Annotated in this window: 17 protein-coding genes; 3 read left to right on the forward strand and 14 right to left on the reverse strand. The window is 47.0% G+C overall.

The genetic code is table 11. From position 1 onward, the window contains the following. Nucleotides 1–146: 146 nt before the first annotated feature. The 13 genes from E1919_RS08785 to E1919_RS08845 form a co-directional block, all read right to left on the reverse strand. The gene (locus tag E1919_RS08785; RefSeq protein ID WP_162052992.1) at nucleotides 147–1742 is read right to left on the reverse strand and encodes an NACHT domain-containing protein; all 1596 of its coding nucleotides are present in this window, start codon (nucleotides 1740–1742) and stop codon (nucleotides 147–149) included. 474 nt (nucleotides 1743–2216) lie between these two features. Beyond that, entirely contained in the window at nucleotides 2217–2558 is a 342-nt protein-coding gene (locus E1919_RS08790; protein ID WP_162052993.1) for a helix-turn-helix domain-containing protein, read from the reverse strand. A 256-nt stretch (nucleotides 2559–2814) separates the two neighbouring features. Next, nucleotides 2815–3933 carry a site-specific integrase gene (locus E1919_RS08795; RefSeq protein ID WP_162052994.1) on the reverse strand — a complete coding sequence of 373 codons (1119 nt, stop codon included), beginning with the start codon at nucleotides 3931–3933 and terminating at the stop codon, nucleotides 2815–2817. Continuing rightward, entirely contained in the window at nucleotides 3930–4523 is a 594-nt protein-coding gene (locus E1919_RS08800) for a helix-turn-helix domain-containing protein (RefSeq protein WP_162052995.1), read from the reverse strand. Before E1919_RS08800 ends, E1919_RS08795 begins: the two co-directional genes overlap by 4 nt. 242 nt (nucleotides 4524–4765) lie before the next feature. Continuing rightward, a complete protein-coding gene (mnmE, locus tag E1919_RS08805) occupies nucleotides 4766–6145 on the reverse strand; it encodes a tRNA uridine-5-carboxymethylaminomethyl(34) synthesis GTPase MnmE (RefSeq protein ID WP_162052996.1) in 1380 nt (459 codons plus the stop codon). A gap of 231 nt (nucleotides 6146–6376) precedes the next feature. Beyond that, nucleotides 6377–6973 carry a thioredoxin family protein gene (locus E1919_RS08810; RefSeq protein WP_162052997.1) on the reverse strand — a complete coding sequence of 199 codons (597 nt, stop codon included), beginning with the start codon at nucleotides 6971–6973 and terminating at the stop codon, nucleotides 6377–6379. Between the two features lie 169 nt (nucleotides 6974–7142). After that, nucleotides 7143–8051, reverse strand: a complete 909-nt coding sequence (locus E1919_RS08815) for a metal ABC transporter permease (protein WP_162052998.1) — start codon at nucleotides 8049–8051, stop codon at nucleotides 7143–7145. A 363-nt stretch (nucleotides 8052–8414) separates the two neighbouring features. Beyond that, on the reverse strand, nucleotides 8415–9698 hold the full coding sequence (locus E1919_RS08820; protein WP_162052999.1) for a metal ABC transporter permease: 1284 nt from the start codon (nucleotides 9696–9698) through the stop codon (nucleotides 8415–8417). 7 nt (nucleotides 9699–9705) lie between these two features. Further along, nucleotides 9706–10500: a metal ABC transporter ATP-binding protein gene (locus E1919_RS08825; RefSeq protein WP_162053000.1), complete on the reverse strand. Its 795-nt coding sequence runs from the start codon at nucleotides 10498–10500 to the stop codon at nucleotides 9706–9708. Between the two features lie 11 nt (nucleotides 10501–10511). Continuing rightward, nucleotides 10512–11438: a metal ABC transporter solute-binding protein, Zn/Mn family gene (locus E1919_RS08830; RefSeq protein ID WP_162053001.1), complete on the reverse strand. Its 927-nt coding sequence runs from the start codon at nucleotides 11436–11438 to the stop codon at nucleotides 10512–10514. A 95-nt stretch (nucleotides 11439–11533) separates the two neighbouring features. Then, nucleotides 11534–12190 (reverse strand): metal-dependent transcriptional regulator, encoded by a 657-nt coding sequence (locus E1919_RS08835; protein WP_162053002.1) that lies wholly within the window; start codon nucleotides 12188–12190, stop codon nucleotides 11534–11536. 108 nt (nucleotides 12191–12298) lie between these two features. After that, entirely contained in the window at nucleotides 12299–13297 is a 999-nt protein-coding gene (locus tag E1919_RS08840) for a 3-oxoacyl-ACP synthase III family protein (RefSeq protein ID WP_162053003.1), read from the reverse strand. A gap of 81 nt (nucleotides 13298–13378) precedes the next feature. Beyond that, nucleotides 13379–14506: a glycosyltransferase family protein gene (locus E1919_RS08845; RefSeq protein WP_162053004.1), complete on the reverse strand. Its 1128-nt coding sequence runs from the start codon at nucleotides 14504–14506 to the stop codon at nucleotides 13379–13381. A gap of 49 nt (nucleotides 14507–14555) precedes the next feature. Between E1919_RS08845 and E1919_RS08850 the strand changes: the two genes are divergently transcribed. Further along, nucleotides 14556–15368, forward strand: coding sequence for a 2,3,4,5-tetrahydropyridine-2,6-dicarboxylate N-succinyltransferase (locus E1919_RS08850; protein WP_162053005.1), 813 nt, complete (start codon nucleotides 14556–14558; stop codon nucleotides 15366–15368). Between the two features lie 219 nt (nucleotides 15369–15587). Here E1919_RS08850 and E1919_RS08855 read toward each other — a convergent pair whose 3' ends face one another. Next, a complete protein-coding gene (locus E1919_RS08855; protein WP_162053006.1) occupies nucleotides 15588–16478 on the reverse strand; it encodes a 3-hydroxybutyryl-CoA dehydrogenase in 891 nt (296 codons plus the stop codon). A 411-nt stretch (nucleotides 16479–16889) separates the two neighbouring features. On the opposite strand from E1919_RS08855, the gene E1919_RS08860 reads away from it, so the two are divergent. Further along, complete coding sequence (locus E1919_RS08860) at nucleotides 16890–17039, forward strand: lmo0937 family membrane protein (RefSeq protein WP_115566705.1); 150 nt, start codon at nucleotides 16890–16892, stop codon at nucleotides 17037–17039. 53 nt (nucleotides 17040–17092) lie between these two features. Beyond that, on the forward strand, nucleotides 17093–17242 hold the full coding sequence (locus E1919_RS08865; protein WP_115566706.1) for a lmo0937 family membrane protein: 150 nt from the start codon (nucleotides 17093–17095) through the stop codon (nucleotides 17240–17242). Nucleotides 17243–17270: the final 28 nt, after the last annotated feature.

Genomic DNA, 17270 nt, shown 5'->3' on the forward strand with positions numbered 1-17270 from the left:
GAAGCGCTTTGACAGTTCCGCCAGGCTCTCCCGTTCTTTCAGTGCCTCTAGGACTACTTTGGCCTTGAAGACCGCGCTGAATTTCCTTCTTGTTCCTTTCATTGTTCCACTAAGTTAAATGTTATACGTCAATTAAAGTAGTGGCCCTAAATCAAGGGAGTATTATACTCTTCTTCCAGTTCAGCAACGGTACACTTCTTTGCTATGACTAAGGCTATACGTCTAGTTTCATCATTGACACCGTTGTCTGTGAAGTACGATTGTAACGTTGAGGCCATATTGTCATAGCAAAGCCTGTCCAAATATTTGTAGTCTTGGTACCCGTGGAGTAGTTCAAAACTAGAGGAAAGCTGGAGAATATGTTTTACAAACTCTCTTCTCTCGCATGAAGTAAAAGGTCTATATCCTTGTAGAAGAGTCAATGGGTCTGTCGGTAGCAGGATGTCAAAAGCTTCTTTGTTTAAGGTCGTAAACCAAAGCGCTGTTTCCCGAAGTTGGTTTTGAACCTTTCCTGTGGCTGCGGGAGAGGTAATGAGCTGTATAGCCTGCTTAATAGGGATGCCGAGTTCGTTTAAGTGCCATGCAGCTAAGTATTCAGCGTATGTCCTGTGTCTCCAAGTGAGTCTACTTTCAGTTGTACCAAGCGTAAATAAGCCTGTGTTTAGAACCTCCTGTAGCCGTTCCTGAGTTATTAAGTCTTTGTAGGTGCTAGATAAGGTGAATTCATTACTAACAAGGTGGTCAATCTGTAAATCATCCTCAAGAGGTATAGAAGTGAAAGAGGGTTTGAATATGTTAGGTAAATTAGAAAATACTGTATAAACGGCAATGCGGGATGCAATGCGAAGGCGTTGTTCAGGTGCCAAAGTTGCCCTACCGCTGTAAGTGGAATTTACCCCTCGGCACAAATGCAAGCAGCCTTGATAAAAAATGCTACTTCTGTTACTCTCCTCTTCATGTAACTGACCGCTCTTGTAGGCCTGTATTAAGAATTCCAGTGCTACTGGATCAGCGCAGAAAGCAGCCAATTCTGCTCTTATAACTGACGCAATGAAAGCATCCGCATCTATTTCATTCTCCCTTGCAGCTAACGCCACATCTTTCTTCTGAAGAGGTGCAAGCTCTAAGACTTGTAACTGCTTGCTGCCAAAGATGCTTTCTAGCTGCTCTTTGTATAATTCATGCCATATGGCAGAGCGGCAAGAGATGCGCAGGTAAAGTTTGCGGGAACTAACCTGTATATTTACTTCCTCACTTTCCTCAGGTTCAGCATTGTCGGGATAAATGTGGAACCTGTCACTGTTGTCATGCAGCCAATCTGTGACAGCTTCCAGAACAGTTCTTATATTCAAAAGAGCTTCATCAAGGCTATCCAGATAAAGATAAAAAGGGCCATCATTTTTTAACCATTGAGTGAATTCAGGTTTTCTTTCAAGGGAGGTGATAAGCGCTTCTTCTGATGAGCGCGAGTTAAGTGAAAAGTACAATTGATGAGTACTGTTCTCATTATCCTTATCCTTTGCTGAATCGGCTTCGAGTTTAAGTTCGGTTGTTTTCCCCATACCAGGCTCACCGAGAAGCACTAAACATCTGACATCTTTTAACTGAGCAAGTGTAAATGCTTGTCTATGTTCACTACCCCAGTGGATTTGGTCAAAGGTCGCAAATCCATTGACATCTTTTCTATAAGTAGTTCCTTGTTGTAACCAAAGTCGTTGCCAAGGATAGTTGTTAGCAGGCATATGTTAGTAGAATATTTCATAAAGATACTAAAGTTGCATTTTGGCTGCTAAACAGGTCTATGAACTTATAGTTATATATGGCTGTCTTCTCGCTATGTAAGATAGGAGCTATGCCTGTCTTGTTTACATGCTGGATAATTTAACTAACATAAAGTTAAATTTAGTTAAAAATGAATAGGTGGGACCTTTGTAAGTAATAAAGGGAGCTAGCGCATGTATGCAAGCTTTATGAATTTGCTATGATGATTAAGGGCCATCAAAGTAGATTTTAATACTAAAGTTCGGCTCAGATGAGATACTAATAAGCCTATTAGAAGGAAGTGTACAGCTTTTAGTGTCCGAATAGTGTCCGAAGGTCATTAAAAAAGGGCCTCAGCTGCTGCTGAGGCCCTTACATGTAGCCCGTAGGGGAATCGAACTATAGTTTTTTAAAAAAGAACCTTTTATTTGAAGTCTAAGGACTTTGGCAAATCATCAGTACCGTCTATACTTCTTACTTTTGATTATATGTTCCTGTGCTTCCAACCGCAGTTCATCCGCGGTTCTCTTTCTGCCTCCTTTGATCCATTCCTCCAGCTCAGATCTGTAAAAATAAAGCCGCTTGCCCCTTTTGTTTACCGGCAATTCCTGGTTACAGACCTTACTGTACATGGTGGCAACAGACACGTTGATAAATGCCGCGGCCTGGGCCGTGTTAAAAATTTCGTCTGGCTTTTGCTGCTCCTGCCGCTCCAGCAGGAGTCGCTCAATCTGGTTTAGTTTTTCATGCAGCAGGCTCACGGCCTGCGGCAATTGTTCAAATGTGTACGTTTCCATAACTGACTTAATTTAAAGTTAAAATTGCATTGGTAATATCCTTATTGCGATAGCTGCGGCTTTCTCACCCTTTCCAGCTGATGCTGTGGCATTTCCTGGCTTCCGGGAGTGTGACTGACAAAAATCTACATCGTGATAACTGAAGGTATTAGTTAAATTGGTGGCAGGATTTCTGGCTACAGCCAATCAGCCTGAACTTAACGAGCCGCCACTCATTCTTCCTGTTGCATATAATTACTGTTCTCATTAAATTTTTTCAAATGTCCAGCCTGATTTTGTCAGCCGCTTCCCGTTTCACTTTGTCTATGACTTTAGCATAAATTTGGGTCGTCTTCAGCTCCCGGTGCCCCAGGAGCTTTGATACCGTGTAAATGTCTGTCCCCAGGGATAGCTGCAGGGTGGCATAGGTGTGGCGGAAGCAGTGGAAGGTAATATACTTGGTGATTCCTGCTTCTTTCACCCATTCCCTTAGCAGGGTGTTGTTGTAAGCGGAGTATTCCAGTCCCTTGAATATTCTTTCTGTTGGTGCCCCCTTCTCGCCTAATAGGCGCACAGCCTGCTCCGGGATGGGCAGGACTTCTACGCCTTTTGTCTTTTGCTGCCTGAACTGCAGGTAGTGTCCTTCAGCCTTACTTTGCTGGAGCTCCCCCCATTTTAAATTTTGAATGTCTGAGAACCGCAGTCCTGTGAGGGCCGAGAAGACTGCGGCCTGCTTCAGGAGAGGAAGGGAGCATTCGGTATCACAAAGAGCCTGCAGCTCCTCCAGTGTCAGGTATTCCCGCTTCGTTTCGGCGGCCCTAATGGACGAAATCTTGAAGTTCAGGTCTGTCTTGAGCAGGTCATCTTTGTATGCCTGGCGCAGGGTAGCCTTGAACTTATTGAAATAGGAGAGGGCCGTATTCCGGGATAGGGTTCTTTTCCGGCTGCGCTGGCTTTTGGCGGTGAGCAGGTATTGTTTGTAATCATCGCAGGCGGCCACATTCAGTTCGGAGAGCTTGACCCCCTCATTGAAAAACTGCTCTACATAATAGATGGAGCTTTGCCAGTTGCCGCTGTTCGACCCTGTTCGCTTTTCAGCTTGCTCCCTATAGTAGTCCAGCAGCCTCCGGTTCCGCTGTTCGGCTGATAGGAAGCCATACTGCCTGTGCTGCACTTCCAGTTGCCGCTGGGCTCGCACATTCTCTGCTAAAAGCAGTGTTTCCTTGTTGTGCTGCTTGTCAAATGGGGCCTTTGGGTTCTCGTACACGTAAAGGCTCAGAAACTCACGGCGGGTCAGCTTGCCCGTGTCAGGGTGCGGGATGGGAGGGTAGAAGTCCAGGTAGAGCGTCTGGCGCCCCTGGGAGATGGGCTTGCGGCGTAGTTTTACTTTTGTCATGGCTCTCTTGTTTTTGTTTCCTTATCTGGTTGCGTTCCAAGCAAGCTCTTTACTTGAGCCTTGGGCACATAGGCATAAATCCCTTGCTTATACCTGGGGATACTGTTGCGTTTGATTAGTTCATGCAGGGCTTTCTCCGAAATGCGGTAAAGGGCCTGTACTTCCGACAGGCTGTAGCAGTCGTCCGGGTTGAAAGTATCCTGGTCAGGCGACTCGGCGGGAAGCTGGAGCGGGGTGAGCTGGAAGAGGCGGTCAATGTCAGACCGTTTTATAATTGTCTTTCTTTCTGAGAGATTCACGGCTTGCAGAATGTTTTTTCTGATGAGGTTATAGACAGTCTGCCTGCTGCAACTCAGGAGCGTAGCTGTGTCCCTGATTGTCAGAAACTCTTTGGCCTTCAGGTCCTCCATCGGCTTCTCTTTAATGGCCTTTGTCTGCCGGTTGCTGGTTTCCACCTTGGCTGCCTTTTGCCTTGCCTTATACGCCCGCTTAGCGCAGGCATCCCCGCAGTACTGCGTGACTGTGGTCCTGGCGGTGAACTCCTTTCCGCAAAGCTGGCATATCCGCTGTATCTTTATGTTCGAACTCATGTTCCGGTTAAGTGCTACTAAAGTTATTTTAGTAGCATTAGTGTTAATTATGTCAAGTAATTTCGCCTAATTGTTATTTTGAGGTACAAAATTCCTGTACCTGATACAAGCGAGGTACAGATGTAGTTGAAATATACGAAGATGGCAGGAATTCGGATATGTGTTTTAAGTACTAAAAAAGACCGAATACGAGCCGTATACGGTCTTTTTTAGGTAGTAGTGTTTTGGTATATTTTGAGGTCTTATTTGCCGATGCAGAACTTAGTAAAAATATTATCCAGCAAATCATCTGTTGTAATCTCGCCGGTTATCTCTCCTAAGGTATAAAGGGCGCGGCGGATATCGGCGGCTACGAGGTCATTGCTGACGCCGAGGGTGAGGCCGTTGAGTACATCATCGAGGGCAGCGTAGGTTTTGTTCAGGCTGTCTACGTGGCGGAGGTTGGTGACGATGGTCTGGCTTTGAGTGTTCAGCTTGCCTAGGTTCACTTTCTCCACCAGTGCCTGTTTCAGCTCTTCCAAATTGGCACTTTCTGAGGCGGAAATGGTAATTAGCCCTTCTATACTTTCAAAAGCAGCGACTTTATCCGCAGGGGCACGGTCTATCTTGTTGGCCACTGCTACTAAGGGCAACTTCTTCGGGTTGAGCCTTTCCAACTCTGCCTGTACTTCTTTGGCTGTTACTTCGGTGATGTCGAAAAGGTAAATTATCAGCGACGATTGGCTGAGCTTCTGCATGGTACGCTCTACCCCCATGGCTTCCACCTTATCAGTTGTTTCGCGGAGGCCGGCGGTGTCGATGAAGCGGAAGGTGATTCCTTCGATGTTAATTTCATCTTCTATAAAATCGCGTGTAGTGCCAGGTACATCTGACACGATAGCTTTCTCCTCATTCAGCAGCTTGTTCAGGAGCGTGGATTTTCCAGCATTCGGGTTGCCCACAATCACGGTTGGAACCCCGTTCTTGATGACATTGCCCAGTTCAAAAGATTTCAGCAGCTCGCGGATAATCGCCTGTATGTTCAAAATAAGTGAGCGCAGCTGGTCACGGTCGGCGAACTCCACGTCTTCTTCTCCAAAGTCAAGCTCCAATTCTATCATAGAGGCAAAATGCACCAGTTCCCCGCGCAACCGCTTAATTTCCTGCGAAAAGCCGCCACGCATCTGCTTCATGGCTACCTCATGGGAGAGGGCAGAGTCAGACGCAATTAAATCGGCTACGGCTTCGGCCTGTGCCAGGTCGAACTGCCCGTTCAGGAAAGCGCGTTTCGTAAATTCCCCGGCATTGGCCAGGCGGGCACCCTGTTTCAGCAGCAGCCGGACTATCTGCTGCACGATAAAGTCGGAGCCGTGGCACGAAATCTCCACCACGTTCTCTTTGGTATAGGAGTGAGGCGTCACAAACAGCGACACTAGTACTTCGTCCAGCACCTTGTCTTCGTCGCGTATGGTGCCGAAGTGGATTGTGTGGCTGGCCTGACTACTCAAATCCTTTCCTTTAAAGACCTTATTCGTAATGGAAATGGCCTCAGGACCGGAAAGCCGTATAACGGCTATAGCGCCCACTCCCGGCGCTGTGGCGACGGCTACTATTGTATCGCTGGAAAAATGTTGGTTTATCAAATCAGTGTATTAATCTTTGTTCAAAGTGCAAATTTACGATTTTAATAAGGGATATAATAGGGGAGCTATTACCTCTCCCCAACCCTCTCCTAAAAACAGTAGAGGGAGTCATTGCTAGTATTTTAGGCAAGGATGCGTTGTATAGGTGCCAATTGACAGATTTTAAGCATTCAAAAAAACTGCAAGCAAAAAAACACCCTCTCCTGTTATTAGGAGAGGGCCGGGGGGAGGTTAATTCTTTTTCTCATACTCCTGCCAGGTCATCTTCTTGTGATGATCTTCGCCGAAGTAGCGCAGGATGGGTGTGATGCTTTCGGCATCAAGGTAACCGGGGACTGGTGTGAGCATGTTCATCTGCTCGTCCAAGTATACCGTTGTCGGAAAGCTCATCTGGCCATTTAACAGCGCTACGGCCAGCTCGTGTGCTTTATACTCGGGCTTGAATTTGAAGGTGTGGCCTTTTAACTCAATCGGTTCCCTGCCTTCAGCGTCAAGCTTTACGGCATAGTAATATTTGTTGATGATAGCGGCCACTTTCGGATCGGTGAAGGTGTTCTTGTCCATTTTTTTGCACCAGCCACACCAGTCAGTATACACATCGACCAGGACTTTGCGCGGCTCCTGCTTCATTTTTTCAGCTGCCTGTTCTATCGTCAGCCACTGTATTTTTTCTGCTGCTGTACTGGCCTCAGCTGATGCAGTAAAGACAGCTGGTATAATTGTTTCATTTTCTGCACCTGCTAAACCTGCAGTTAACTGTGTTTGCTGCTGGCAAGCCGAAAAAAGGACGGTAGCTAAAATGGGAAGTAGAAATGACTTTATTAACATAAGTTTATAGTACGCTATAATATCTTCTTGATTTCTAAAACTAAACACGCCATGGTTGTAAATTGAGCTACTACAGTGATATAAAAATTCTATTTTTCAGCTCATACGGTAAAGGGTGCTTTAACCACAACCAATTACTTTTCCCTTTACTCATAAATCATGCCTGAAGCTATGAAAGAGTTTTGCTTACAGAATCTGCTTGATTGATGTTAACAGGCTGCACCTTTCTTCGTAGCAATATGCCTCTTGCTGGTGAAAATAAAAACGCCAGTAGAAACTCAAATCCAATAAATGTTGCAATTGCTCCTGCAATAGAGCCATCCATCCAGACGGCGAGGTAGTATCCTGCAAAGGAAGCCAAAATACCTGCTAACACAGAAAGCACCAGCATTGTTTTAAAGTTGTCGGTTAATAGGTAAGCTGTGGCAGGAGGGCCTACCAGCAGCGCCACCACCAGAATAGCACCCACTGACTCAAAAGATGCCACGGTCGTAAGGGACACAGCTGTCATGAGGGCATAGTACCAGGCAGAGGTAGAAATGCCAATAGCTGCGGCGTAGCCAGGGTCGAAGGCGGTCAGGAAAAGTTCTTTGTAACCTAGCACGATGAACAGCAGGATGAGTAGCGCTACCACCCCCAGTGTCCACACGGTGCGGGGACCGAAGCTCAGGCCGTTTTCTGTAATCCAGAGGTCGAGGGGCACGTAAGCAATCTCTCCATAGAGTACGCAGTCCTGGTCAAGGTCTACCTGGCCTGCAAAAACGGATAGCAGGATAATGCCGATGGCAAAGAGCCAGGTAAAGGTGACTCCAATGGAAGCATCTGCCTGCACACGGGCGTAGCGGTGAAAGAATTCTATCAGGAGGGTGGTGAGCACTCCTAGGAGGCCTGCGCCAATCAACATTGGCACAGTGTCTCTGGAACCAGTCAGCAGAAAGGCAATCACAATGCCTGGGAGTACGGCATGCGAAATAGCATCGCCCACCATTGCCATGCGGCGCAAAATTAAATAGCAACCTAGCAGGCTACAGCAGGTGGCTACTAAAGAACCGGTTAATATGATCCAAAATGCGTTCATGTTTCATTTATCAATTAACATGGGTCAATTATCAGTTTAAGGTTGTTTGTTCAGAGTCTGTTGTAGTTGTTTCTGTTTTACCGGATCCAACCACCCCTGACCCCTCCTGGGGGTGCAGGGGGCACTTTTAGAGTCTAAGGTGGGGAATCTGCTTGACTAGTTTGCCTATTGCCTTTTTCATTGTAATTCCTACTTCCTTACTGTGTCTTTTAACCAGCAAGCAAAACTTATTTAGTTAGCAAATCATTTTACACTTGCTGAAATTTACCTTTTGGAAGGGGTAGGGTGGGTTTTTATCTATTTATTATTTTTAAAAAAAAATCATCCTTTGTCTTTCCTCCTTTGTCCTTGCTCCTTCTTCTGTCATGGGATCCGTGAGCTGTGCGGGTCCAGCACCGGGAAGCTTAGCTCTTCCATAAGTTTTTGCTCCAGTTCCGGAGTGATAATATGTTCTATTGTTTCGGCGTCCTCGTGCACGTGGTCTGAGGCCAGGTGCAGGTACTGTGTGAGGTAGAGTTCCCAGAGGCGGTGCAGCCGGACTACGCGTTGGCCGCGCCGCTGGCCCTGTGTAGTGAGTTGCCAGCCTTCTGGTAATTTTTTTACATAGCCCTGGTTTCTGAGTTTATGTAGGCCTGCTCTGGCCTGTTTTTCTGGCATGGCCCGGCGTTGCAACAGCTCCTGTAACGTATGAACTGCAGTATAAGCCTGCTTTTGTTCTCCTAAGTGATAGAGCAGCTTCAGCAGGTTCTCTTCTAGCATCTGAGAACGATTACGGCGCTGCCGGATGATGCGTGCTACCCAGCCTTTGCTTGGAGCCAGCGCGAAAGAGAGAATGGCTATCATAGAAATGATGAGCACGATCCAGGGACCTGTAGGCATGGCCGGGGCAGTATACGAAACAAAGGCACCTGCTATACCGGAAAAAGCACCCATCAGCGCAGAGAGGACGAGCATGACCGGAAGCCTGTCTGTCCAGAAGCGAGCGGCGGCGGCAGGTGTAATGAGCATGGCGGCCATTAGTACCACGCCTACTGCCTGTATACCTACGACCACTGCAAACACAGTAAGCGTAGTGAGCAGCAGTTCGAGTGCCCGCACCGGAAAGCCGATGGTTCGGGCATAGGCCTGGTCAAAGCAAAGGAGTGTTAATTCTTTGTAAAACACGATGGTGGAAACAAGCAGCACCACAGCCACAACACTAAAGGCAATCAGGTCTTCCCCTACAAGGGAGGCTGCCTTACCGAACAGAAACTTATCCAGACCGCTTTGCGCCGCGTTTCCAGAATGCTGGATGGCGGTGAGCAGAAGTATGCCAATGCCGAAGAAAACCGATAGCACCAGGCCAATGGCCGTGTCTTCTTTAATGCGGGAGCGGGAGGTGATAAAGTCAATGCAGATAAGGGAGAGCCAGCCGGTGATGAAGGCACCGATGAGCAGAATGAAGGGGTTTTTAGTGCCGGAAAGTATAAAAGCTAGGCATACCCCTGGCAGCACGGCATGGGCAACGGCATCGCCTACCAATGCTCTTTTCCGGAGGTAGGTAAAGCAGCCTACTACAGCGGAACTGGCAGCCAGCAGCACAGAGCCAATCGTGACGTACCGCACATTGGCATCTGCAAAAGAAAAGAATTCCAAAAACGCATCCATGGCCGAATTAGCTTTTTACTTCTCTGGAAGGAAAATCCTGCTTCCGCAACAAATCCCCTACTTTAGACAGCACTGTAAGCTTTCCACCATACGTTTGCTCCAGCAGCTCCTGTGTAAGGGCAACCCCCGTGGGGCCAGAGGCTACAAGGCGCATGTTCAGGAGCACGACCCAGTCAAAATATTCAGCCGCGGACTGCAGGTCGTGGTGCACCACGATGACTGTTTTGCCCTGTTCCCGCATAATGCGGAGCAGCTCTATAATGGCTGTTTCAGTGGCGATGTCTACCCCTGCAAAAGGCTCATCCATAAAGTAGATGTCTGCGTTTTGGGCCAGGGCCCTGGCCAGGAAAACGCGCTGCTGTTGCCCACCGGAGAGCTGGGAAATTTGCCGTTTGGCAAAGGATTCCATCCCTACCTTTACAAGCGCCTCCATGGCAGCGTCTTTGTCTGCTTTGCGGGGGCGGCTGAAGAGTCCTAACTTGCCGTAGCGGCCCATCAGCACCACATCAAAAACAGAGGCCGGAAAGTCCCAGTCCACCGACTCCCGCTGCGGCACATAGCTGATACGCTTGCGTACCTCATTTATAGACTTTCCAAAAATGCGTACATAGCCACTGCCAGTTGGAAGCAGGTCCATCATGGCTTTCACCAAAGTGGACTTACCGGCGCCATTTGGACCGATAACACCTACCAGTGAACCGGCAGGCAGTGTCAGGTCAATACCCCAGAGCACCGGCTTGCGGTCGTAACTCACGGTGAGATCATGGACCTCTACTACCGGATTATCTACTTGAAGTATCATAATGCTATACTTTAATTTAAGGAAGATACAATCGTGTTCACGTTGTGCCGGACCATACCTGTGAATGTGCCTTCAGGTGTACCCCCCTCACCTAAAGCATCGGAGTATAAGGTGCCCCCGATTTTCAGCTGATGCCCTTTTTGTTCGCTCCCGATGACTACTGCTTCTATGGCTTTGGGAGATACAGAAGACTCCACAAATACGGCCTTCACCTTGTTGTCCACAATAAAATTCACGAGCGAGGAAACATCCTGAAGGCCAAACTCAGACACTGTAGAGATACCCTGCAGCCCCCGCACCTGGATGCCATAGGCATCGCCGAAATAGCCAAAGGCATCGTGAGCTGTAATAAGGATGCGCTGCTGCTCAGGAATATACTGTATCTGTTGTGTTACCCATGTATCCAGTTCCTCCAGTTCCTGTATATACGCCTGCGTGTTCTGCTGGTAGATTATGGCATTGGCGGTGTCCTTACGCTGTAGTTCCTGGCTCAGGTGCTTTACCACCTCCTGCCAGAGCTCCACATCAAACCACACATGCGGATCGTGGCTGCTCTGGAACTGCGCTGACTTGCGCAGCGAAGCTTCCGGTATGCCCGCGGTAGCTGTCACAATTGTTTTCTGGCGGCCCAGTTTCTCCATCACTTCCCCCATTTTGCCTTCCAGGTGCAAGCCATTGTATACGATGACATCGGCATCTGTCAGCTTTTGCAGGTCTCCCTGAGTCGCTTTATATAAATGCGGGTCTACGCCGCTCCCCATAATGGAAACCACATCGGCCGCATCTCCTGCAATATGTTGCACTGCATCTCCCAGAATACTGGTAGTGGTCACCACTTTCATGCGTGTACCAGCAGGAATAGGAGCTTTGCTGTCTGTTTGCATACAGGCACCACATAGCAGGCTGACGAGTAGCAGAAGGAGGTAAGTTGGTTTCATATTAGGTGCTGATATATGTCATTGTTGCCCTCCTTCAAAAGAGGACTTTTCTCTCGAATATTAACTGTTAAGATGTCAATCAATATTCCGTTTCCTTATGCTGATAAAAAAATGTTTTTTGTCACTTCGCTGGAAAGCAGCAGGTTTCTATCATCTTCCAGGATGATCTCGAAGGAGTTATCATAGGCAATCCGGTCAATTACCTTAATCCTGGAGCCGAGGGATATGCCCATCTTATCCAGGTACTGCAGGAAAAGCGGCTGCGAATCATTCACGCCCACTACTACGCCATCTTCGTTCACGTCCATTTCTGCTAACAGCCGCTGCTTTTTCTGTTTTATCTCCCCGTTTTCAGATGGGATGGGGTCCCCGTGCGGATCGAACCGGGGGTATCCCAGGAACTCATCGAGGCGTTGGGTGAGCAGGGGAGAGCCTATGTGTTCTAATTCTTCCGCCACCTCATGTACCTCATCCCAGTTAAACTTCAGTTTCTGCACCAGGAACACTTCCCAGAGCCGGTGCTTCCGAATCACCTGCAATGCCACCCGCTCGCCTTCCTTCGTCAGCGACACGCCCCGGTACTTTATATAGTGCACCAGATTTTTTGTGCTCAGTTTGCGGAGCATGTCCGTAACGGAAGCCGCTTTGGTGTCCAGCACCTCGGCTATGGCATTCGTATTCACCTCCTGCGTACCGTTGACAGAGAGCTTGTAAATAGCCTTGATATAATTCTCTTCTGTAAAGCTGTGCAAAGTTGCTGCAATTATGAATTATGAATTATGAACCATGAATGGCTCTTTTTTATAAGGAGGTACATCCACTATTCATAATTCTTAATTCGACATTCATCATTCTTTAAACTACCAGCGAATCAGAGCGGAGGCCCAGGTGAAGCCGCTACCGAAAGCGGCCAGACATACTAGGTCACCTTCTTTAATACGGCCTTCCTCTACAGCTTCGCTCAGGGCAATAGGCACAGAGGCAGCCGTGGTGTTGCCGTACTTGTGAATGTTACTCATCACCTTTTCGGATGGCAATCCCATTTTTTGCTGTATATAGGATGTGATGCGCAGGTTAGCTTGGTGCGGCACAAGCATATCAATATCCTCAGGCTTGTAACCGTTCTTCTTCAGCGCCTCTTCTATTACCTCCGGAAAGCGGGTAACTGCATGCTTGAATACTGTATTACCATTCATATAAGGATAAATGGCGCCGCTGTCGATCATTTCGTGTGTCAGTCGCTCTTTTTTATTTGTGTCCGGTGCTAATACGGCCAGTTCTTCTGCAAACTCGCCGTCCGCGTGCAGGTGCGTTGACAGGATTCCTTTGTCATTGCTTTCCGCTGGCGTCAGCACCACAGCTCCGGCACCGTCACCAAAGATTACGGAAACACCACGGCCACGTGTAGAAAAATCAAGCCCGCTGGAGTGGATTTCAGCGCCTACCACCAGCACCTTGTTGTACATACCAGTTTTGATAAACTGGTCACCAACTGACAAGGCATAGATAAAGCCGGAGCACTGATTGCGCACGTCCAGCGCCGGAATTTCTTTCAGCCCCAGCTCACGCTGCATGAGTACGCCGGAGCCCGGAAAAATATAGTCGGGGCTAAGGGTGGCGAAAATGATCATGTCAATATCCTCTGCCTCAACGCCAGCATTTTTTAAGGCTCTACGGGCAGCCTCGGCACCCATGTTGGCTGTTGTGTCTATTCCTTCCTGAAAATAACGTCGCTCGACAATGCCTGTTCGCTCCCGGATCCACTCATCTGAGGTATCCATGATTTTTTCTAAGTCCTTGTTGGTTACCACGTTTTCAGGTACATAGTGGCCTACACCTGCAATTTTAGAATTACGCATATGGGTCTTATTTATAAAACAAATATAATGGTTTAAATGAATTTAGACAAGTCTAAAAATAAAATTAAGTTATCACCTTTGTTAGGTTAAGATGCCTTTAATAAGCTGAAAGAGTTTTGTCTCTTCGCTCTCCCAAAATACGCCTGCAGGTACACCGGGTTCATAAAATTGAAGATTCCTAATTTTCTGGAGCAGCTGAAGTGAGTCCGGGCGTATATAATCAATGGAAACTCCAGCCTGATGTTGCTGTAGGAAAGCATGCCAAAGCGGGTTGTGTTGCACAAGCATGGGCAGGGCATGCGCGGCGTATTCATAGAGTTTTGTCGGGATACAGCGGAAGGTGCTCTCGTTGGGCTGATACGGCAGCAATCCAATATTGCTTTCTTCTATAGCTGCTATTATCTGCTCGTGGGGCACAAGCCGGCTGCCCCCAATCAATGAAATAAAAGGCTTGTGCTGCACCTGCTGCAGAACCTCCTGGTATGTTGCCTTATCGGCACAATAACCTATAATGGTGAGGGTAGTATGGGGCTGTAACTGGTGTAATTGCTCTGCTACGGCAATGGCTTCGAAAATGCCATACAGACGGCCAATGGTGCCTGAGTAGAGCAGGCGCAGGGAGTCGTGCTGCAGCATTACTGGAGTGGCGGGGGGAGTATATCCTGCTGCTGGCTTGTACTTATTTTCTATGACTGTATATCTGTTCCCCAAAAACGGTAGCTCCTCCGCATAACTGCGTTCAGCCAACAAAAAGTGGGAAATGTGGCCGGAAAGTCCTTTTTCAATGTTGCGAAGCCCAAAGGCCATGGCTTGCTTGAGCAGGGGCGGATAGTTGTCCTGAGCTCTGATATTCAGCGAAAAATTCTCCTGCACATCATACACCATTTTACAGTTATGTTGGCGGCAATAGAGGTGGCTTGCCAGCAACAATTCGTGTGTGCAGGCAATGACTAAATCAGGCTGGAGCTCCTGCAGTAGCTTGTAATAGGCTGCCTGTGCTTTTGCCCGACCAAAGCTGAGGCGGCTAAAGCGAAAGGCAGGATGAAATGAAACAGCCGCAGGGGCATTAGTGGGAGTAGGGGCTTCATAACCGCAGACATGCACCTGCACCCCCGGAAGCTTGCTCAGCGACACTGCCAGCTTTTCGTACATGCGGGTGTCGTTAATGGGCTTCAGCAGCGAAGCAATCAGGATTCTCTTTTCAGACATCGCTTAAATTTAATACTTTTGCCCTTATTCTTTATTAAAACAACCAGATATGGAGCTTAGACAAATTATAGAGCAAGCCTGGGACAACCGGGAGTTACTGAAAGAAAAGAATACAGTAGAGGCAATTCGGTCTGTCATAGAAGAACTTGACAGGGGCCGTTTACGTGTAGCCGAGCCAAAAGGCGAGGAGTGGCAGGTTAACGAGTGGGTGAAAAAGGCTGTGCTGCTTTACTTCCCTATCCAGCAGATGAAAACCATTGAAGTGGGTCCGTTTGAGTTTCATGACAAGATGGATCTGAAGCGCAACTATGAGCAGCTGGGTGTGCGTGTAGTGCCGCATGCGGTGGCACGCTATGGTGCTTTTCTGGCTAAAGGTGTCGTGATGATGCCTTCGTATGTAAACATCGGTGCTTATGTTGATTCAGGAACGATGGTAGATACCTGGGCTACGGTCGGTAGCTGTGCACAGGTAGGCAAGAACGTGCACCTGAGTGGTGGTGTGGGCCTTGGTGGTGTGTTGGAGCCAGTGCAGGCTGCCCCGGTTATTGTTGAAGATGGTGCCTTTATCGGTTCCAGAAGTATTTTGGTGGAAGGCTGCCACATTGGCAAAGAAGCGGTGATTGGCGCTGGTGTTACTATTACAGGAAGCTCCAAAATATTTGACGTGACAGGCACCGAGGAAAAAATATACAAAGGGTATGTGCCACCACGCTCTGTGGTTATTCCAGGTTCTTATACCAAGAAGTTCCCTGCAGGTGATTTCCAGGTGCCATGCGCCCTCATCATCGGCCAACGTAAAGAAAGCACAGACCTGAAAACATCGTTGAATGACGTGTTGCGCGACCATGCAGTAGCGGTATAGTTATTCGTTGTTCAAATCTAAATATATAAGAAGCCTCTGCTGGTGACCCGGCAGAGGCTTCTTATTTGTCTGAATCAGGATTTTCAGGATGAATAAAAATGTACTGGATTTAGGATTGAAAAATCCTCAGATTTGTTGCTGTTCGTCCTGCCAATCTAACATATCCTAGAATTTTAATCCTGAAAATCCTGACAAATCTTAAAATCCTGATTCAGATAATTATTTCTTAAACCTGTCTGCCACCACAAGTTCTTTTGTGCCGTGGGACCAGGAATAGAAGCCATTGCCTGACTTGATGCCTTTGTGGCCGGCTTGTACCATGTTTACCAGCAGCGGGCATGGTGCGTATTTCGGGTTGCCAAAACCATCGTGCAGCACGTTCAGGATAGACAGGCACACATCCAGGCCAATAAAGTCAGCCAACTGGAGCGGGCCCATCGGGTGTGCCATACCTAACTTCATGATGGTATCTATCTCCTCTACACCAGCCACACCTTCATATAAACTGTAGATAGCCTCGTTAATCATTGGCATCAGGATACGGTTTGCCACAAAGCCAGGATAGTCGTTTGCCTCTGCAGGAACTTTGCCCAGCTTTTTCGACAATTCAATAATTCTTTCAGTTACCTCATCAGAAGTAGAGTAGCCGCGAATTACCTCGACCAGCTTCATCACTGGTACCGGGTTCATGAAATGCATTCCAATCACCTTATCAGGGCGATCCGTTACTGATGCTATTTTGGTGATAGAGATAGAGGAAGTATTGGAGGCAAGTATGGCCTCTGGCTTGGTGAAGCTGTTGAGGTCGCGGAATATTTTTAGCTTCAGGTCAACGTTTTCGGTGGCGGCTTCCACCACTAGGTCCACGTCCTGCACGCCTTCCTGCATGTTAGTATAGGTGGTGATGTTTTGTAGCGTCTGCTCTTTTTGTTCCTCCGTCAGGTTGCCTTTGGAGATAATGCGGTCGAGGTTTTTTGAAATAGTTCCGATGGCCTTTTGCAGTGCTTCTTCAGAAATATCTATAAGTGAAACAGGAAAACCATTCTGCGCAAACACATGTGCGATGCCGTTTCCCATGGTTCCAGATCCAATAACTGCAATTTTCTTCATATTGCTCTATATAATTAGGTTTGGTTAGGTATACAAAGCTAATAGAAATAGAGGTATTTTGAGGACAAGGCTAAGGCATCTTTGAAATCTTAAATTTAAGATTTAGCCAAGCAATTGATAAAATTGTTTCAATAGAAGTGCAGGAATAGCATTATTTATTATTTATAAGAAAGTAGTAGCTAGTCTGTAAATGTTTAACTTGTTGTAAATCAATTTGTTTAAGGTCATTATAACCTCGATTATTCTCAATTGATTTTAAATGTTCTATAAAGTAATTGAAAATTACAAATCTTTTATATAGGAGCCTCGTAAAAAGCCTTATTAATTTAAAGTACAAGAGATGCTGCCTGTTATTTTGACGAAAACGTGGGAAAGCAAGTAGTTAATCTGAACAAAAACTAAAATAGAACAATGGGAAATTTACTTTATTTAATAGCTGTAGTACTAGTGATTTTCTGGCTGATCGGGTTCTTAGGATTTCCGAGCGCTGTTGGTGGTATTATTCATGTACTTCTGGTGCTAGCCGTTATCGCAGTATTGCTTCGTCTTATTCGGGGTTAACTTCAATAAGCGAATTTCGTAATATCTTTTGAACACACTAAACAAATAAAACTATGGGAAATTTATTGTATATTATAGCAGTGGTACTAGTGATTATCTGGCTGATTGGTTTCTTAGGATTCCCTGATGCTGTAGGTGGTCTGATCCACATACTACTTGTAATTGCAATTATTGTGGTCTTATTAAGACTCATAAGAGGCTGATAATACCTTTGTAGAACATAAAAAAAGC

The organism is Pontibacter pamirensis (assembly GCF_010015475.1).
GTDB lineage: Bacteria > Bacteroidota > Bacteroidia > Cytophagales > Hymenobacteraceae > Pontibacter > Pontibacter pamirensis.